The 16,582-nt window shown below is 66.8% G+C and carries 16 protein-coding genes; 14 read left to right on the top strand and 2 right to left on the bottom strand.

The window, feature by feature from the left end:
- Positions 1-23 precede the first annotated feature (23 nt).
- Both E3T51_RS03830 and E3T51_RS03825 read left to right on the top strand, forming a co-directional pair.
- A complete protein-coding gene (locus E3T51_RS03830; RefSeq protein WP_241989157.1) occupies positions 24-2,906 on the top strand; it encodes an alpha/beta fold hydrolase in 2,883 nt (960 codons plus the stop codon).
- A 10-nt stretch (positions 2,907-2,916) separates the two neighbouring features.
- On the top strand, positions 2,917-3,906 hold the full coding sequence (locus E3T51_RS03825; RefSeq protein WP_134527747.1) for an NAD-dependent epimerase/dehydratase family protein: 990 nt from the start codon (positions 2,917-2,919) through the stop codon (positions 3,904-3,906).
- Between the two features lie 268 nt (positions 3,907-4,174).
- Here E3T51_RS03825 and E3T51_RS03820 read toward each other — a convergent pair whose 3' ends face one another.
- Entirely contained in the window at positions 4,175-4,552 is a 378-nt protein-coding gene (locus tag E3T51_RS03820; protein ID WP_134527744.1) for a GntR family transcriptional regulator, read from the bottom strand.
- Positions 4,553-4,809: 257 nt separating this feature from the next.
- Positions 4,810-5,559, bottom strand: a complete 750-nt coding sequence (phnF, locus tag E3T51_RS03815) for a phosphonate metabolism transcriptional regulator PhnF (protein ID WP_134527741.1) — start codon at positions 5,557-5,559, stop codon at positions 4,810-4,812.
- Between the two features lie 153 nt (positions 5,560-5,712).
- Between phnF and phnG the strand changes: the two genes are divergently transcribed.
- From phnG to phnE, 12 genes are all read left to right on the top strand, one after another.
- Complete coding sequence (gene phnG / locus E3T51_RS03810; protein ID WP_134527739.1) at positions 5,713-6,198, top strand: phosphonate C-P lyase system protein PhnG; 486 nt, start codon at positions 5,713-5,715, stop codon at positions 6,196-6,198.
- Positions 6,195-6,824: a phosphonate C-P lyase system protein PhnH gene (phnH, locus tag E3T51_RS03805; protein ID WP_134527736.1), complete on the top strand. Its 630-nt coding sequence runs from the start codon at positions 6,195-6,197 to the stop codon at positions 6,822-6,824. Before phnG ends, phnH begins: the two co-directional genes overlap by 4 nt.
- Positions 6,824-7,954, top strand: coding sequence for a carbon-phosphorus lyase complex subunit (locus tag E3T51_RS03800; protein ID WP_134527733.1), 1,131 nt, complete (start codon positions 6,824-6,826; stop codon positions 7,952-7,954). Before phnH ends, E3T51_RS03800 begins: the two co-directional genes overlap by 1 nt.
- A complete protein-coding gene (locus E3T51_RS03795) occupies positions 7,951-8,823 on the top strand; it encodes an alpha-D-ribose 1-methylphosphonate 5-phosphate C-P-lyase PhnJ (RefSeq protein ID WP_134527730.1) in 873 nt (290 codons plus the stop codon). The genes E3T51_RS03800 and E3T51_RS03795 overlap by 4 nt, the downstream gene beginning before the upstream one ends.
- The gene (phnK, locus tag E3T51_RS03790; RefSeq protein ID WP_134527724.1) at positions 8,820-9,632 is read left to right on the top strand and encodes a phosphonate C-P lyase system protein PhnK; all 813 of its coding nucleotides are present in this window, start codon (positions 8,820-8,822) and stop codon (positions 9,630-9,632) included. Before E3T51_RS03795 ends, phnK begins: the two co-directional genes overlap by 4 nt.
- A gap of 5 nt (positions 9,633-9,637) precedes the next feature.
- Positions 9,638-10,381, top strand: a complete 744-nt coding sequence (gene phnL / locus E3T51_RS03785) for a phosphonate C-P lyase system protein PhnL (RefSeq protein ID WP_198417837.1) — start codon at positions 9,638-9,640, stop codon at positions 10,379-10,381.
- Positions 10,378-11,055: a DUF1045 domain-containing protein gene (locus E3T51_RS03780; RefSeq protein WP_134527721.1), complete on the top strand. Its 678-nt coding sequence runs from the start codon at positions 10,378-10,380 to the stop codon at positions 11,053-11,055. The genes phnL and E3T51_RS03780 overlap by 4 nt, the downstream gene beginning before the upstream one ends.
- A complete protein-coding gene (locus tag E3T51_RS03775; protein WP_134527719.1) occupies positions 11,055-12,233 on the top strand; it encodes an alpha-D-ribose 1-methylphosphonate 5-triphosphate diphosphatase in 1,179 nt (392 codons plus the stop codon). The genes E3T51_RS03780 and E3T51_RS03775 overlap by 1 nt, the downstream gene beginning before the upstream one ends.
- On the top strand, positions 12,230-12,787 hold the full coding sequence (gene phnN / locus E3T51_RS03770; protein WP_134527716.1) for a phosphonate metabolism protein/1,5-bisphosphokinase (PRPP-forming) PhnN: 558 nt from the start codon (positions 12,230-12,232) through the stop codon (positions 12,785-12,787). The genes E3T51_RS03775 and phnN overlap by 4 nt, the downstream gene beginning before the upstream one ends.
- Before the next feature lie 204 nt (positions 12,788-12,991).
- The gene (locus E3T51_RS03765) at positions 12,992-13,939 is read left to right on the top strand and encodes a phosphate/phosphite/phosphonate ABC transporter substrate-binding protein (protein WP_134527713.1); all 948 of its coding nucleotides are present in this window, start codon (positions 12,992-12,994) and stop codon (positions 13,937-13,939) included.
- 10 nt (positions 13,940-13,949) lie between these two features.
- A complete protein-coding gene (locus E3T51_RS03760; RefSeq protein ID WP_241989156.1) occupies positions 13,950-14,828 on the top strand; it encodes a phosphonate ABC transporter ATP-binding protein in 879 nt (292 codons plus the stop codon).
- On the top strand, positions 14,829-16,550 hold the full coding sequence (gene phnE, locus E3T51_RS03755) for a phosphonate ABC transporter, permease protein PhnE (RefSeq protein WP_241989155.1): 1,722 nt from the start codon (positions 14,829-14,831) through the stop codon (positions 16,548-16,550).
- Positions 16,551-16,582: the final 32 nt, after the last annotated feature.

The following is a 16,582-nucleotide window of genomic DNA, read 5'->3' as shown; positions in this document are numbered from 1 at the left end:
GAATTGTCGGGCCCAAGAGGAGTGTGACTGAAATCCGCGCAACCCCAGCTTCCCGACTTCCACGTGCGGTGCCGGCGCCGGCGACCTTGCCGCCGTCAGGCCTGTCCGGACTGAACCCGGGGTGGTCGCGTCTGATCGACGTCGCGGAGAGCGGTGCTTCCGGCGATGTGACCCACGGGTGGCACCTGCTCGACAACGGCCCAGAGCTTGACGCGCTGGGCGTGATTCCGGTCGGCACAATTCTGTGTGTGCACGGCAATCCGACATGGTCCTACCTGTGGCGCAGTCTGCTGGCCGCGGCTTCGGAGGCCGCGGCGTCGGGCGCGCCGGCCTGGCGGGTGATCGCCGTCGATCAGCTCGACATGGGCTTCTCCGAGCGCACCGCAGATATCCGCCCCCTCGCCCGACGGGTGCAGGACCTCGACGATCTCACCGATGCGCTCGACCTGGCCGGCCCGGTCATCACTCTCGGCCACGACTGGGGCGGCGTCGTCTCGCTTGGCTGGGCCATCGACCACCCCGAGCTGCTGGCCGGCGTCATGCTGCTGAACACCGCGGTGCACCAGCCCGCTGGCGACAAAATTCCAGCGCCGCTTCGGCTCGCACTCGGGCGCGGCATCCTCGGCCCGGCAACCGTTGCCACGCCGGCGTTCCTGGCCACGACGCTGGCTCTCGCGCATCCGCCGTTGTCGAGCGAGGTCAAGCGCGGCTTCCGAGCTCCGTATCAAACGAGCGCTCGCCGCAGCGGAATCGGCGGCTTCGTCGCCGACATTCCGGTCGCACTCGCGCACGAGAGCCGGCCCGAACTTGACCGCATCGCCGAGAGCGTGCGCACGCTCGCGGTGCCGACTCTGCTGCTCTGGGGTCCACGCGACCCGATCTTCAGCGACCGCTACCTCGACGACCTGGTCGACCGGATGCCGCACGCCCGCGTGCACCGGTTCGAGGGCGCTGGCCACCTGCTCGCCGAAGATGTGGACTACGCCGCCGCCGCGCTGCTCTGGCTGGGCGATGCTGTCGTGAGATCTCCCCTCGATGTATCGGAATCGGAATCGGAATCGGAATCGGAATCGGAATCGGAATCGGCATCGGTCGCGCCGAGCGAGGCGGCGTGGGACGCCGCGGGGACGCATCCGCTCTGGCATTACCTCGACGAACTGCAGGACTCCGACGAGACCGCCCTCGTCGACATGCAGCCGACCCCTCGCACCGTCAGCTGGCGGCTGCTCTCGCTGCGCGTGCGGCAGATAGCCGCCGGCCTCGTGCACATCGGGGTGAAGCCCGGCGACCGGGTTTCGCTGCTCGTACCGCCCAGCGCCGACCTCACCGCGGTGCTCTACGCCTGCGTACGCATCGGCGCCATCGTTGTCGTTGCGGATGCCGGCCTCGGCCTGGCCGGCCTCACCCGCGCCGTTCGCGGCGCCCGCCCCGACTTCGTCATTGGGGCCGCTCCCGGACTGTTGGCCGCCCGTGCGCTCGGTTGGCCCGGGCGTAAGATTTCGGTCGCAGGATTTGTCTCTCCGATGGCCCGCCTCCTCGGCGTCGAGCACACCCTCGCCGAACTGATCAGCCTGGGCCAGGCCCGACTCAGCGCCGGCGATGCGCTTTCGGCCCAGCCCGCGCCGACCGATGCGGCCGCCGTGCTGTTCACGTCCGGTTCGACCGGCCCGGCCAAGGGGGTCGTCTACACGCACGGCCAACTCTCTGCGGTGAGCCGCGCGCTCTTTCTGCAGTACGGCGTCGGCGTCGGCACCGGCCTCGTCGCCGGCTTCGCCCCGTTCGCCCTGCTCGGCCCGGCCCTCGGTGCGCGCTCCGTCACGCCCGATATGGACGTCACCGCGCCGAAGACCCTCACCGCCAGTGCGGTCGCTGCCGCGGTCGACGCGATCGATGCGACGGTCGTCTTTCTTTCACCCGCCGCCCTCGTAAACGTCGTTGCGACCGCGCAGGCACTCACTCCCTCCGACCACGCAGCCCTCGCCGGGGTGCAGCGCTTTCTCTCGGCCGGCGCGCCGATCTCCGAGAGCCTGCTCGCCCAGGCCGCGGCGCTCATGCCGCAAGCGACCGCGCACACGCCGTACGGCATGACCGAGGGCCTGCTCATGGCCGACATCACGCTCGAGGGCATCCGGGCCGCGGCCGCGGGTGTCGCAGAGTCGAAGGCGGTGCGTGCCGTGGCGAACGACGGCGAGTCGGTCCCCGCGCCGCCCGCCACGGCGACCCCGACTGCGACCCCGACGGCGACCCCGGTGGCGACCCTGACTGTGACCCCGACGGCGAACGCGGCAGGGGGAGTCTGCGTCGGCGGGTCGACCGCGACCACGCGCATCCGCATCAGCGCGCTTGACGCGAGTGGGGCATCCGTTGGTGAGCTGACGGAGGAAGCCGACGTGACCGGCGAGATCGTGGTGTCGGCGCCGCACGTGAAAGACCGCTACGACCGGCTCTGGCTCACCGAGCGGGCCTCGCGGCGTGGCGCCGTTGCCGGCGAACGCTGGCACCGCACCGGCGACGTCGGCCACCTCGACGGTGCAGGCCGCCTCTGGGTCGAGGGGCGCATGCCGCACGTCATCGTGACGGCCAACGGCGTGGTCACCCCGGTCGGCCCGGAGCAGCGCATCGAAACCCTGCCCGACGTTTTTCGTGCGGCGTTCGTCGGCGTCGGCCCCCTCGGCACCCAGCAGCAGGTCGCCGTGCTCGAAACCGTGCCGCCAGCCCGCCGGGTGCACCGGGCCCCCGAAAAGCTCGCCGCCGCCGTGCGCTCGATGGTCGGCACACCGGTCGCAGCAGTGCTCGTGGTTCCGGGCCTCCCGACCGACATTCGGCACAACTCCAAGATCGACCGCAGCCGGTTGTCGCGCTGGGCCACCGGCATCCTTTCTGGTGGTCGCTGGACTAAGCCGTGAGGAGCGCGCCATGAGAGTGCTGGTCACCGGTGCCAGCGGATTTCTCGGCCGTGCCGTCGCTGCACGCATTAGCGCGGCCGGGCACGAGGTACGCACCTTTCAACGCCGGCCATCCGGCGTGCCCGGCGTTGAGGATGTGCACGGCTCGATCACGACGCCCGCCGACACCCCCTATGCCGGCCTCGCCTATGCCGTGAGCGGTAGGGATGCGGTTGTGCACCTCGCCGCCAAGGTCTCACTCGCCGGTGACCCGGCCGCGTTCGAGGCGGTAAACGTCGGGGGCACCCGTACCGTTCTGCAGGCAGCCCAGGATGCCGGTGTCTCCCGTTTCGTCTACATCTCCTCGCCATCGGTGGCCCACGCCGGCAGTTCGATCATGGGCTCCGATGCTTTGCCGGCCGCGCCCGGGCAAGCTCGTGGCGACTATGCCCGTACCAAGGCGCGGGCCGAACTGCTCGCGCTCGCCGCCGACGCTCCCGGATTCAGCGTCGTCGCCGTGCGCCCGCATCTGGTCTGGGGCCCCGGGGACACCCAGCTGATCGACCGGATCGTCGATCGCGCCCGCCATGGGCGGCTGCCGCTGCTCGGGCGCGGCGCGGCGCTCATCGACACGACCTACATCGACAATGCAGCCTCCGCCATCCACGCGGCGCTCGACGCCGCTTCTTCGGTTCACGGCCAGTCCTACGTGATCACCAACGGTGAACCGCGCCCGATTGCGGAACTCCTGGCCGGAATCTGCGGCGCGGCCAACGTGGCCGCGCCGGCCTGGCGGGTGCCGGCATCCGCTGCCCGCGCAGCTGGCTCGCTCATCGAGGCCATCTGGCGCACTCGCCCGGGAACGGATGAGCCACCCATGACCCGCTTTCTGGCCGAGCAGCTCTCGACTGCGCACTGGTTCGACCAGCGTCGCACCCGCGCCGATCTGGCCTGGACCCCGGAGGTCTCGCTGGACGAGGGCTTCGCCCGCCTGGCCGCACACTACCGCCAGGCCCCCTAGCGCCCCCTAGCGCCGCCTGGCGCCGTCATCGACCTGCCACCACTTGGGACGGGGCCCGGGCACGGGTTTAGGGCCCGGGCCCCGTCCGGGGGTAGATCTGCAGCATCCGCTTGCATGGGTCGGGCACGCGCGTAATCCATCAAGCGGATGCCGAGACCTGCCAATACCAGCGCCATCAGGATCAGTGCGACCGTGTCCACAAAACATCCCTGTTGTATGAATTCTGCACCAGAGTAGCAATACAAAATGCGCGGCGTAAGGCCGCTGGTCAGGCGTCGGAGCGGCGATTCAAGGCGTCGGTGACCAGCGCGAGCGCCTCGACCGGGCCCACACCAAGCTGCGCGATGCGCGTCGCGAACTCGTCGGCCGCAACCTGCGCGTGTCGCTCGGCCGAATCGCCGTTGGGGGCGACAAAGGATCCGAATCGACCTCGCGTTTCAATCACATTGTCCCGCTCCAGCTCGCGATAAGCGCGCGCGACCGTGTTCGTGGCCAGGCCGAGCTCGGCGGCCAGAGCCCGCACGGTCGGCAAGCGGGCGTCGTGCGCCAGCTCGCCGGAGCGCACGGCCGCAATCACCTGGCTGCGCAACTGCTCGAACGGCGGCGTACTCGACTGGGAATCGATGGCAATAAAGGAAGCGGGCACGGGACCCTCCGTTCAAACGCTATGGGTAATCTTGCCCCGCTATAACGGATGCTGCAACTACGTTCCTGCGTACACTACGGCAAAACATACCGACGGAGCGGTCGAACTGGCTTTACGCACTTCTGCGGATTGCCATCTCGGTATTCGTGGGTCGATTCTCGGCATAATTTTGGAGTAAGCACAGGTCGATCCCCCGCTTATCGACCTGATCGTCATCGACGAGCGGGCGGAGGAAACGTATCCGTCGCCCGTATCCGTCAGTCGGCGCGCGGGTGCTCGATATCCAGCCGTACGCGCTGCGCCGCGAAGCGCGTCACAACGTGCTGCAGCGGGGTGCCACCGGGCAGGGTGTCGAGCGCTTCGGTGACGAGCACGATCGCGCCCGGCCCAAGCGCGAGAAGCTCGGACTCCGTTGCCGTGGCGTGTCGCGCGCCAACGACGGTCGACGCGCGCACGTAGTCGTCGATACCGCTCGCGTGCAAGGCCGCCGTTACTGATCCGGTACGCCGCAGTGGGGTCGCGATGTCGGGCAGACGTTCGAGGTCGAACCAGTGTGTGCTCACGGAGATCTGCTGCCCACCCGTGGAGCGCGTCGTCTCGATTCGGATTGCCCGGCTGCCGTCAAGCCTGAGCCGCCGGGCGATCTCTGCTGGCGCGTCCTCGATGGCGCTGTGCAGCACACGGTTGGTCGACGAGGGTCCCTGGTCGCCGAGGCTGGTTGTCATTCGAGTGCGCAGACCGATCCGGTGCAGACGCACAGCCTGGCCGGTCACGAAGGTGCCGCTGCCGCGCCGAGATTCGACCAGCCCCTCCTCTGCCAGTGCGGCGATGGCCTGACGCGCCGTGTGCCGGTTGACACCGAAACGCTCGGCGAGCACATTCTCAGTGGGCAGGCGGTCGCCCGTGTGCAGTCGGCCGCCGTCAATGTCCAGGCGCAGTTCCTCGGAGATCAGACGCCAGGCCGAGAATCCGCTGCTCGATCGGGCGACCGGTGCGCGATCCGTCACGGAGTGTCCTTGTCGTTGGTTCACCGGACGTTCATCTGGTGGTGGCCTCCGCGTCGACCGGGAGGCCCCTGTCTTCAACCTTAGGGGCTTAATCTTTGGGTTGTCTAGATAAATAGACAACTTGAGAGCTTGTTAGGCGTGAAGGGATCGAACGTGAGCGCACAGGAGAGAACAGCGGATGAGCGCGCCGTTGATGAGCGGCGTCGCGCCGCGCGAGTACTCGCAGGAGCTTCGCACGCCGACTTGGCCGCATTGTGGGCGGCTTGGGGGGAGCCGCCCGAGGTCGCATACTTGCGGGGCCCGGAAGCGGGCTTGGTTATGGTGCAGGGCCGGATCGGCGGTACCGGCGACCGCTTCAACCTGGGAGAGGCGACCGTTACCCGGGCAACCGTGATGCTCCATGGCGTCGGCACCGACGAGGTGAGTGGCACGTCGTACGTGCTGGGCAGCCACCCCGAACACGCCGGTCTCGCCGCCGTTTTCGACGCGCTGCTGAGCGCACCGATGCAGCGGGAACGCGTACTCGCCGACGTCATCGAGCCGCTCGAACGTGAACAGATCAAACGCGACACGGCGGCCAATGCCGACGCACGCAGCACGGTCGTCGACTTCTTCACCGTCGCAAGGGAGCATGAATGAGCATCGCAATCCCCCAGAACCTCACGCCCGGATTCGCGAACCCCGTGCGCGATGCGCAGCAGGTGTTCCGCGCCGTGCTCGAGGCGCTCGCACGCCCGACCACACCGCAGCACGTCAACGTTGACATGCTGCCCCCCGCGCCGCTGGGGGTGACCGTCGGGGCAGTCATTCTGGCGCTGTGCGACGAGCAGACTCCCATCTGGCTCGACCCCGCGCTGCGCGGCGCCCCCGAGGTCTCTGCCTGGATCGCCTTTCACACCGGCGCGCGCATCGTCGAACAAGTGGATGACGCGGCGTTCGCGATTGCGTCAGCGCCGTCCACGGCACCGCGCCTCGCCGACCTCGCACGGGGCACAGACGAAGAACCGCACCGGTCAGCGACACTCGTGATCGATGCGTGCTGCGCACCCGGCATTGGTTCGCTGAAAGCGACCGGCCCCGGCATCCCCGGCGTCGCTCACTGGGACGGCGCCGGCCTGCCGAACGAATTCCTCACTCAGTGGCAAGAAAACCACTCGATCTTCCCGCGCGGCATTGACCTCATCCTCGCGGCCGAGACCACGGTACGGGGCCTCCCGAGAACAACCGCGCTGAATGCCCACACTGACGAGAAGAGGAACACCTGATGTACGTTGCCGTCAAGGGAGGCGAAAAAGCGATCGCCAACGCGCACGCGCTGCTCGCCAAGCGCGGACAGGGCAGCACCGATGCCCCGCGCATCGACTACCCGCAAATTCGCAATCAGATGGGCGTGCTCGTCTCGCGGGTGATGGCCGAGGGTTCGCTGTACGACCCGGAACTCGCCGCCAAGGCCCTGCTGCAGGCGCAGGGCGACGTGCTTGAAGCGGTCACGCTCCTGCGTTCCTATCGCACAACGCTGCCTCGGTTTGGTGTCACCATCGCGGTCGACACCGTCGGCCTGCCCTCAGAGCGGCGCGTGTCTGCGACGTTCAAGGACATTCCTGGCGGTCAGCAGCTGGGCGCAACGTTCGATTACACGCACCGCCTGCTCGCCGATGAGCTGCACACCCCGGAGGTAGCAACCCCGGACGTGCCGATCGACGAGCCGATGCCCCGGGTGACCGATCTGCTCGGCGCCGACGCGCTCATCGAGCGCGATCGGCCAGACGCGGGATGGACTGACCCGGATCCGGGCGACCTGACCCGCGAGCCGACCGTCTTCCCGATGAGCCGGGCCGAGCGCCTGCAGGCCCTGACCCGCGGCGACGAGGGCTTTCTGTTGTCGCTGGGCTACTCCACGCAGCGAGGCTTCGGCAATAACCACCCGTTCGCGGGCGAGGTGCGCGTCGGCGAGGTCGAGGTCGAGTTCCACGCCCCCGAGATCGGGCACGCCGTGCCGATCGGGCGCATCGAGCTGACCGAGTGCCAGATGGTCAACCAGTTCGTCGGCAGCGCCGATCAGGCGCCGCAGTTCACACGCGGCTACGGGCTCGTCTTTGGCCGAGCCGAGCGCAAGGCCATGTCGATGTCGCTCGTGGACCGTACGTTGCGGCACCAGGAATTTGGCGAGCGCATCGTGTCGCCAGCGCAGGATGAGGAATTCGTGATCGCCCACGCCGACAACGTTGAGGCCGCCGGCTTCGTCGAGCACCTGAAGCTGCCGCACTATGTCGACTTTCAGGCGGAACTCGGGCTGATCCGCAGCCTGCGCCGTGAGTTCCAGGAGCGCCACCCCGCCGAGGCGTCCGAGGCGCCTGCGGCCGACAACAGCACCCGGATGGAGGCGAACGCATGAGCGGCCCGCGGATCGTGTACAACGAGGGCTACCTCGACGAGCAGACCAAGCGGGTCGTGCGCCGCGCGCTTCTCAAGGGCGTCGCCATCCCCGGGTTCCAGGTGCCGTTCGCCTCGCGTGAGGTGCCAATGCCCCGGGGCTGGGGCACCGGAGGAGTGCAGCTCACCGCATCGGTGATCGGTCCGGCGGACACGCTGAAAGTGATCGACCAGGGCGCCGATGACACGACCAACGCGGTGTCCATCCGGGCTTTCTTCGAGAAGGTAGCAGGAGCCGACAGCACCACGCGCACGGATCATGCCACGATCATCCAGACCCGGCACCGGATTCCCGAGACTCCGCTCACCGAGAACCAGATTGTGGTGTATCAGGTGCCCATCCCGGAGCCACTGCGCTTTCTGGAACCACGCGAGACCGAGACCCGGCGCCTGCACGCGCTCGAAGAATACGGCCTGATGTACGTCAAACTCTACGAGGACATCGCGAAATATGGGCACATCGCTAAGACGTACGACTACCCGGTGCTCGTGAACGGCCGATACGTCATGGCACCGTCACCCATCCCGAGCTTCGACAACCCAAAGATGCACCAGAGCCCCGCACTTCAGCTGTTCGGTGCGGGGCGGGAGAAGCGCATCTATGCGATCCCGCCCTACACCGACGTGGAGAGCCTCGGATTCGAAGATTTCCCGTTCGAACCCCAGCGCTTCGACCAATCCTGTGAGATTTGCGCGTCCACAGAGGTGTACCTCGACGAGGTGCTCATCGATGATCAGGGCGGGGTCATGTTCGTGTGCTCCGACACCGACCACTGCGAGCGCACTCTGACGACAGGCGACCACGACCACATCACCGAGGTGAACGCATGAAAGACGAAACGCCCCTACTGAGCGTGACCGGTGCCAGTCATCGGTATGGCGAGCGGTACGGATGCCGCGGCGTGAGCTTCGATCTGTGGCCCGGCGAGGTGCTGGCCGTCGTGGGCGAGTCCGGCTCGGGCAAGTCCACCCTGCTCGGCATGCTGGCCCAGCGACTCGCGCTCGATGAGGGTTCTATCCGGTACCGCACTGCTCGGCAGACCAGTGCGAGCGGGGAGGACGACCCGTTGGAAGACCTGCTCGACCTGTCGACCCTGAGTGAACGCGAAGTGCGCCGGCTCTGGCGCACCGACTGGGGCTTCGTTCACCAGAACGCCGCCGATGGACTGCGCATGCACGTCAGCGCGGGCGGCAACGTCGGCGAGCCGCTGATGGCAAATGGATGGCGCCACTTCGGCCAGATCCGGGCCGAAGCCGAGGAGTGGCTGCGCCGGGTGGAGATCCCAACCGATCGTATGGACGACGCGCCCACGCTGTTCTCGGGCGGCATGCGCCAGCGCGTGCAGGTTGCACGCAACCTCGTGTTCGGCCCGCGCCTCGTCTTCATGGATGAACCGACCAGCGGCCTGGACGTGTCCGTGCAGGCGCGCCTGCTCGATCTGATCCGCTCGCTCGTATCTGAGCTCGGCCTCGCTGTCGTGATCGTTACGCATGACCTCGCCGTCGCGCGCCTCATCTCACACCGCACGCTGGTGATGAAAGACGGCGCCGTCATCGAGTCAGGCCTCACGGACCGGGTGCTCGATGACCCGCAGGCCGCGTACACCCAACTTCTCGTCTCTTCGATCCTCCGGGGCTGATCTTCATGACATACGACGCAACCAACCGAATGCCTCAGGACGCAGTCCTGTCCGTCCAAGACGTCGACAAGACATTCACCCTGCACCTGCAGGACTCGCACCAGCTGCCCGTGCTGCGCGGAATGACCTTCGACGTGCCGCGAGGGGCGTGCGTGGTGCTCGGCGGCGAGTCCGGAGCTGGCAAGAGCACCGTCATTAAGATGGTCTTCGGCAGCTACGGCGCCGATTCTGGTCGCATCCTACTCAGTCATCAGGACGCGGTTATGGATCTGGTCACGGCGCAGCCGCGCCAGGTGCTCGCCGCCCGGCGGGAGACCGTGGGTTACGTGAGTCAATTCCTGCGCGCGGTGCCCCGCGTGCCCGCCCTCGATGTCGTCGCCGAACCGCTCATTGAGCGCGGGGTCAACCGAGCGGCGGCACGCGAGCGAGCCGGCGAACTGTTGGCCCGCCTGAGCATCCCGGAGCGGCTGTGGAAGCTGCCACCGGCCACCTTCTCGGGCGGCGAGCAGCAGCGTGTCAACATCGCGCGCGGCTTCATCATCGAGCGGCCGCTCCTTTTGCTCGACGAACCCACCGCGTCGCTCGACGGACGAAATCGCGGTGTCGTGATCGACCTGATCCGCGAGAGCCTCGGGCACGGAACGGGAATGTTGGCGATCTTCCACGACGCCGACGTGCGGGATGCCGTCGCCGACCTGACCGTTGATGTGCAGTCATTCACACCGGTGCGTGAAGAGGTGCTCGCGTGAGGCGATACGCCATCTACGCCGTACCCGGGGTCGGTGAGAACAATGCGCCAGCAGCACAGCGACTCAAAGCCAAAGTCGACACCTGGTACGCCCGCGACGACATGCGGGGCCTCACCATCAACGCGCGTCGCTACGGCTTTCACGCCACGCTCGCTGCGCCGTTCCACCTCGCCGAGGGACACACCGAGGCCGAGCTGCTGGCGGCGGCCGCGGCTTTCGCGGCAGTGCGAACCCCGGTCGTGATCCCCGGCCCGAGCCCGGCGGCGATGGGCAGTTTTCGCGCGCTGCTTCCCAACGGTGATCAAGACGGCCTGAATGACCTCGCCGCATCGGTCGTGCGGCACTTCGACGGCTTCCGCGCGCCGTTGAACGAAGCGGATGTTCTCCGTCGCCGCGTCCCGCGTCTCACGCCGCGCCAGCGCGAGCTATTCGACCGCTGGGGATACCCGTACGTTTTCGACGAGTTCCACTTTCACCTCACCCTGACCGATTCGCTGCCAGCAAAGCGCACCGCAGAGGTCGACGCCGCGTTGGCCCAGCACTTCGCGGACGTAGCCGGCGTCAACGTGCCGCTCACTGGCATCACGGTCAGCGTCGAGCCGCAGCCCGGCGCGGACTTCGAGATTCTCTCCGTTTATTCCTTTGCCCATCAATTCGCTCTGGAGACCGCCTGATGTCCCTCGTTCTCAATAACGCCCATATCGTGCTCACCGATCGGGTTGTGCACGGATCCGTGCGCATCGCGAACGGTGTCATCGCCGAGGTCTGCGACGACCCACACCTGGTTGTCAACGGCGTGCCCGGTCTGGACATGGGAACGGACTACCTGCTGCCCGGCCTCGTCGAACTGCACACCGACCAGGTCGAGTCGCACTACCAGCCGCGCCCCAAGCGGTTTTGGGACCCGATTCCGGCCGTCATCGCGCACGACGCGCAGATGGCAGCTTCGGGAATGACGACCGTGCTGGACGCAATGCGCATCGGCAGTGGCCCGGGTGAGAATCGCATCAGCGGTGACGCGCGCACACTGGTGAAGGCCGTGATCCACGCCGCCGAGTCCGGCCTGCTGCGCGCCGACCACTATGTGCATCTGCGCTGCGAGGTCGCGACGCCGGACGTCGTTGACGTTTTCGATGAGGTGGGCGGGCATAACCGGGTGAGGATGGTGTCGCTCATGGACCACACACCCGGGCAGCGCCAGTACGCCGACGTCGAGGCGTTCCGCACCTATATGGTGGGTAAGCACAACATGACCAACGTGCAGTTCGACCAGCACGTCGCCGAACTACACGTGCTCTCGGCGCAGTACTCCGATGACAATCGCCGCCTGATGGCGGAGAGGGCCAACGAGCGCGGCATCACGATGGCGGCGCATGACGACGCGACACAGGCGCACGTCGACGAGTCGGCGAATGCTGGCGTGCGGATCTCCGAGTTCCCTACGACAATCGTGGCGGCCCGAGCGGCTCGCGCTGCCGGCCAGCTCGTCGTCATGGGTGCCCCAAACATTGTGCGCGGCGGCTCGCACTCGGGCAACGTCTCGGCCACCGAGTTGCTGCGCCTCGGACTGCTCGACATCTTGTCGAGCGATTACGTGCCTGGCAGCCCCCTCCAGGCGATCTTCCTCCTCTTCAGTCGCGGCGATATCACGCTGCCGCAGGGTGCCGCGCTCGTGAGTGCCAACCCTGCCCATGCCGCCGGTCTCGACGATCGTGGAGTGATCGCACCGGGCAAGCGAGCTGATGTCATTCGCGTGCAGGCCTATGAGGGGGCCCCGACCGACCAGCACCCACTCGGCTCACCCGTACCGATTGTGCGCGCCGTCTGGCGCGAGGGACGTCGGGTCGCATGAGCGGCACCTTCGTCGCGGTCGTCGGGCCGAGCGGATCGGGCAAGGACTCGATCATGGATTACACGCGGGCGGCCCTGACCGGCCACAGCGGGATCGTCTTCCCCCAGCGCCAGATCACTCGGCCCGCCGGCGCAGGGGAGGATCACTACCCCGTGAGCGCGGACGAGTTCAACGCTGCCGAATGTCGGGGCGACTTCGCGCTGACCTGGCACGCGCACGGCCTTGCTTACGGCATCCCGGCTCACGTGATCGACGTCGCCGAGTCGGGAGGAGTGGTCGTGGCCAACGTCTCGCGGGGGGTGCTCAAGCGGTTGCCCAGCTTGTTCGTGAACGTGCGGGTCGCGCGCGTCACTGTGCCGGAGGGCATACGACTCGCGCGCATTATCGCGCGAGGTCGGGAGGACGAGGCCGCCGCCGCTGCGCGCGTAGCGCGTATCGACCCCGCACCGGATCATCCCGTCGACCTCGAGATCGTCAACGATGGCACGCTCGAGGCGGCAAGCGCGGCGCTCGTTCAGTTCCTGACGCGCGTCCGAGATGCCGCGCGGGTCTGATCGGATCTGGGCCGGCGGCAAGTCCTCCGCGACCTCAGCGCACTCACGGCTCCATGCTCCGGTGGACATTTAGTCGTCTGCTGTTCGCGTCTGCGTCACCATCCGGGACACCGTTTAGGCCCGAACTGTTCACCATAAGAAGAAACAATCGCTTAGCCATCCAACCGACAAACGTCGGACCGTCCTCATGAAAGGCAAACTTCGATGCATCTCCGCACACGAACCAGTTGGCTCCTAACCGGTGTCGCGCTCTTCGCTACGCTCACCGCGCTCACCGCGTGCTCCAGCACCTCCACCGCGGCTGACGCGGCCGAGGCACCTGAAAAGCTCGTCTTCGCGCAGATTCCGAGCGAATCGGCCCAGGGCATCGCCGACGACAACGAAGCGATCATCCGGGTGCTCGAGCGAGAAACCGGCCTTGAGGTCGAGATACAGCAGGCGACCGACTACGCAGCGGTCATCGAGGGCTTACGTGCCGGCCAGATCGACATTGCGGGCATGGGCCCGTTCTCCTACATGGTCGCAAAAGATGGTGGCGCGGGGGTCGAGGCGCTCGGGTCCCTGGTCGATGATCCCGACGAGGAACCCGGCTACAAGTCGTTCGGCATCGTGCCGGCCGGCAGCGACATCACAGATCTCGAAGGTTTCACAGGCAAGACCGTCTGCTTCGTGGACCCGACCTCAACCTCGGGCTTTCTCTACCCGAGCGCCGGGCTGCTCGACCTTGGCATCGATCCCGAGGCCGACGTTACGCCGATCTTTGCGGGCGGACACGACGCCTCGGCACTGACAGTCGCTGACGGCACCTGCGACGCGGGCTTCGCCTACGACACCATGGTCACGACCGAGCTCATCGAGTCAGGCAGCCTGAAGGAGGGCGACCTCGAAGTCGTCTGGGAGTCGGAGACCATCGCCGGCAGCCCCTACGTCGCAAGCGACAAGCTGCCCGCCGACCTGATCAGCCAGCTCAAAGAAATCTTCGCGAACGACCTGAACGTGCCGGCCATGGTGGAGTCTGGTGCCTGCTCGTCGGCGGCAGATTGCCAGCTCCCCGAGGCCTCGAAATATGGCTTCATCCCCGTGGAGGACTCGCTCTACGACGGCGTGCGAGCCGTGTGCAAGGTTACCGAAGCCGCGGCCTGCAGGGTCTGACCCTGCAGGTGTGGATCGGGCCCGGCTCGATCCACACCGCTTCCGCATCTCCGTCCCTGCAACCGACAAGAAACGAGAACTGCCGATGACCGCCGCCGCGCATAAGACGATCCCCGAGCTTGGATCCATCCGATTTGAAAACGTGACCAAGAAATTCGGAAGCATCACCGCCCTCGACAACGTGAGCGTGGAGTTCGCGGCGAACAAGATCAACGTACTGCTTGGCCTGTCGGGCTCCGGCAAGTCGACAATGCTCCGCCACATCAACGGCCTGAACAAGCCCTCGACGGGTGATGTCTGGACGCTCGGTACTCCGGTGCACTCAGCAAGCCCGACTACGTTGCGCGCGCTGCGTAACAATGTCGGCATGATCTTCCAGCAGTTCCATCTCGTCGAGTCAATGTCGGTGCTCGAAAACGTGTGTACCGGCAAGCTCGGTTCGCTGCGCGGGCCGCGCTTTGGGTTGTGGAGTTACCCCCGCTACGTGCGTGAAAACGCTATGGAGCAGCTCGCCCGCGTCGGTCTCGCCGATAAGGCGTTTCAACGTGCTGGCACGCTATCCGGCGGGCAGCAGCAGCGCGCCGCGATCGCGCGCGCCCTCATTCAGCGCCCCACCGTGCTACTAGCGGATGAGCCCGTCGCGTCGCTCGACCCGCTGTCGTCAGCCGGGGTGATCGAGCTGCTCGCCCAGATCAGCCGCGAGGAGAACCTCACAGTGATCTGCAGCCTGCACCAAGTACACATCGCACTCGAGTTCGCCGACCGTATCGTCGGCCTGAACGCCGGCCGCGTAGTGCTTGACCGTCCAGCCGCAGGTCTAACGCACAACGACGTCGACGGCATCTATGCGCCGGTGCCGGTGGACGAGCGCGTAAAGATTGCCGTATAAGTGACCGTCCTCATGGGCGCGCCCCGCACCACGAACACCGAAATTCCCCTCCCCCCTCGTCCCCGCCCGAGCGTGAACCGCATCGCGGCCTGGAGTGCGCTTTTCGTGTTGCTCACAGCAGCGATCTGGTCGGTCGCAGCCCTCGAGATCAACGTAGCGTCGATGGTGCGCAGCCTCGACAACGCGGCGAACTTCTTCTCGCGTATGTTCCCGCTCGACTTCCCGCCGCTGGGCGAGCTGCTGGTCATGACCGGACAGACGCTCGCAATCGTAATTGTCGCCACGGTCCTCGCGGTGGTGCTGAGCCTGCCCGTCTCGATCTTCGCCGCGGCGAACACGACGAGCGGCCCCGTTATGCGTGGCGTCGCTCGAACGATCATCGTCGTGTGCCGAGCTGTGCCCGACCTCATCTTCGCGATTGTGCTGTTTCGTATCTTCGGCCTCGGTGCATTCCCCGGAATACTGGCTCTCGGCCTTCACTCGATCGGCATGATCGGTAAGCTCTACGCCGATGCGATCGAGCAAATGGATGGCGGTCCGGCTGAGGCCGTGCGCTCAGCGGGTGGCAGCCGCGTGCAGTGGATTACGAGCACGGTGATCCCGCAGGTCATGCCGCAGCTGATCGCGACGGCCCTGCATCGCTTCGATATCAACCTGCGAACGTCGGTGCTGCTCGGCTACGTCGGTCTCGGCGGTCTCGGCCTCGAGCTCGCCAATGCCTTGCGCACCATGCAATACCAGCGCGGCATCGCGCTCGCTCTGATCATCCTGCTCCTGTGCATCGCGGTCGAGATGCTTTCCGGCGTCATCCGCGCCACCCTGCTCGGACGGGTGTCAACGGAGCGTAGCGGCCTGCTGGGATTCATCGATCGGATTGCGGCGGGCTGGGTCACCGCGCCCCGGGGCGGGAGCGAGCCGCAGCGCACGCGGCACGGCACCATGCGGATCGCGCCGCAGTGGGACAGCGAGCGCATCCGTCGATTCGCGGGCGTCGCACTGACGATCGCGGTTGTCGCGCTGGCGACGGTGTACGCCGACATGGACTTTTCGACGCTTTTCGATGACCTGCTCGCGCTGCCGCAAGTACTCGGGATGTTCCTTCCCCCATCGCCCCAGGATCTGCTCGACGTACTAGTCGAGGCAATGCTCGTGACGATCCAGATCGGGCTCGCCGCGACCCTGCTCGGCCTCGTGCTCGCTGTGCCGATAGGAATCTTGGCCGCGCGCAACGTCGCCCCGAGCGTCGGCGTCGCGAACCTGTTTCGCACGATCATCGTCATCATCCGCGGCCTGCCCGAGCTGATTCTTGCAATCGTGTTCATCGTCATCACCGGCCTCGGACCCGTGCCCGGCACGCTGGCGCTCGCGATCGGATCCGTGGGCCTGCTGGGCAAACTCATTGCCGACTCGCTCGAGGAGACCGACGTGCGGGTGCAGGACGCGGTACGGGCGACCGGTGCTACCGGCATCCAGGTGTTCTTTGCCGCAACGCTGCGGCAAACCGCGCCACAGATCATCGCACACGTGCTGTACCAGCTCGATGTCAACATCCGCTCGGCGACGCTGCTCGGCATCGTCGGCGCGGGCGGCATCGGCTTTTTCCTGATCAACGCGAGCCGCGTGCAGGAGTTCGACGTGGTCGCGTTCATCATCGCGATGGTGATCGTCACGGTGCTGGCCGTCGAGGCGGTCGCGGTGTGGACGCGGCGGGTCCTGAGGTAGACAACGTTCCGATCATCTCCCAGCCGAACGGC

The organism is Cryobacterium serini (assembly GCF_004404025.1).
Taxonomy (GTDB): domain Bacteria; phylum Actinomycetota; class Actinomycetes; order Actinomycetales; family Microbacteriaceae; genus Cryobacterium; species Cryobacterium serini.
The sequence above is the reverse complement of the archived record's forward strand: the minus strand, read 5'-3'. Positions and strand labels throughout refer to the sequence as shown.

Excerpts from the sequence above, each read along its gene's own strand:
- E3T51_RS03800 (WP_134527733.1), top strand. The coding sequence starts at position 6,824 with ATGTACGTTGCCGTCAAGGGAGGCGAAAAAGCGATCGCCAACGCGCAC.
- phnN (WP_134527716.1), top strand. The coding sequence starts at position 12,230 with ATGAGCGGCACCTTCGTCGCGGTCGTCGGGCCGAGCGGATCGGGCAAG.
- E3T51_RS03775 (WP_134527719.1), top strand. The coding sequence starts at position 11,055 with ATGTCCCTCGTTCTCAATAACGCCCATATCGTGCTCACCGATCGGGTT.
- E3T51_RS03795 (WP_134527730.1), top strand. The coding sequence starts at position 7,951 with ATGAGCGGCCCGCGGATCGTGTACAACGAGGGCTACCTCGACGAGCAG.
- phnL (WP_198417837.1), top strand. The coding sequence starts at position 9,638 with ATGACATACGACGCAACCAACCGAATGCCTCAGGACGCAGTCCTGTCC.
- phnK (WP_134527724.1), top strand. The coding sequence starts at position 8,820 with ATGAAAGACGAAACGCCCCTACTGAGCGTGACCGGTGCCAGTCATCGG.
- E3T51_RS03825 (WP_134527747.1), top strand. The coding sequence starts at position 2,917 with ATGAGAGTGCTGGTCACCGGTGCCAGCGGATTTCTCGGCCGTGCCGTC.
- E3T51_RS03765 (WP_134527713.1), top strand. The coding sequence starts at position 12,992 with ATGCATCTCCGCACACGAACCAGTTGGCTCCTAACCGGTGTCGCGCTC.
- phnH (WP_134527736.1), top strand. The coding sequence starts at position 6,195 with ATGAGCATCGCAATCCCCCAGAACCTCACGCCCGGATTCGCGAACCCC.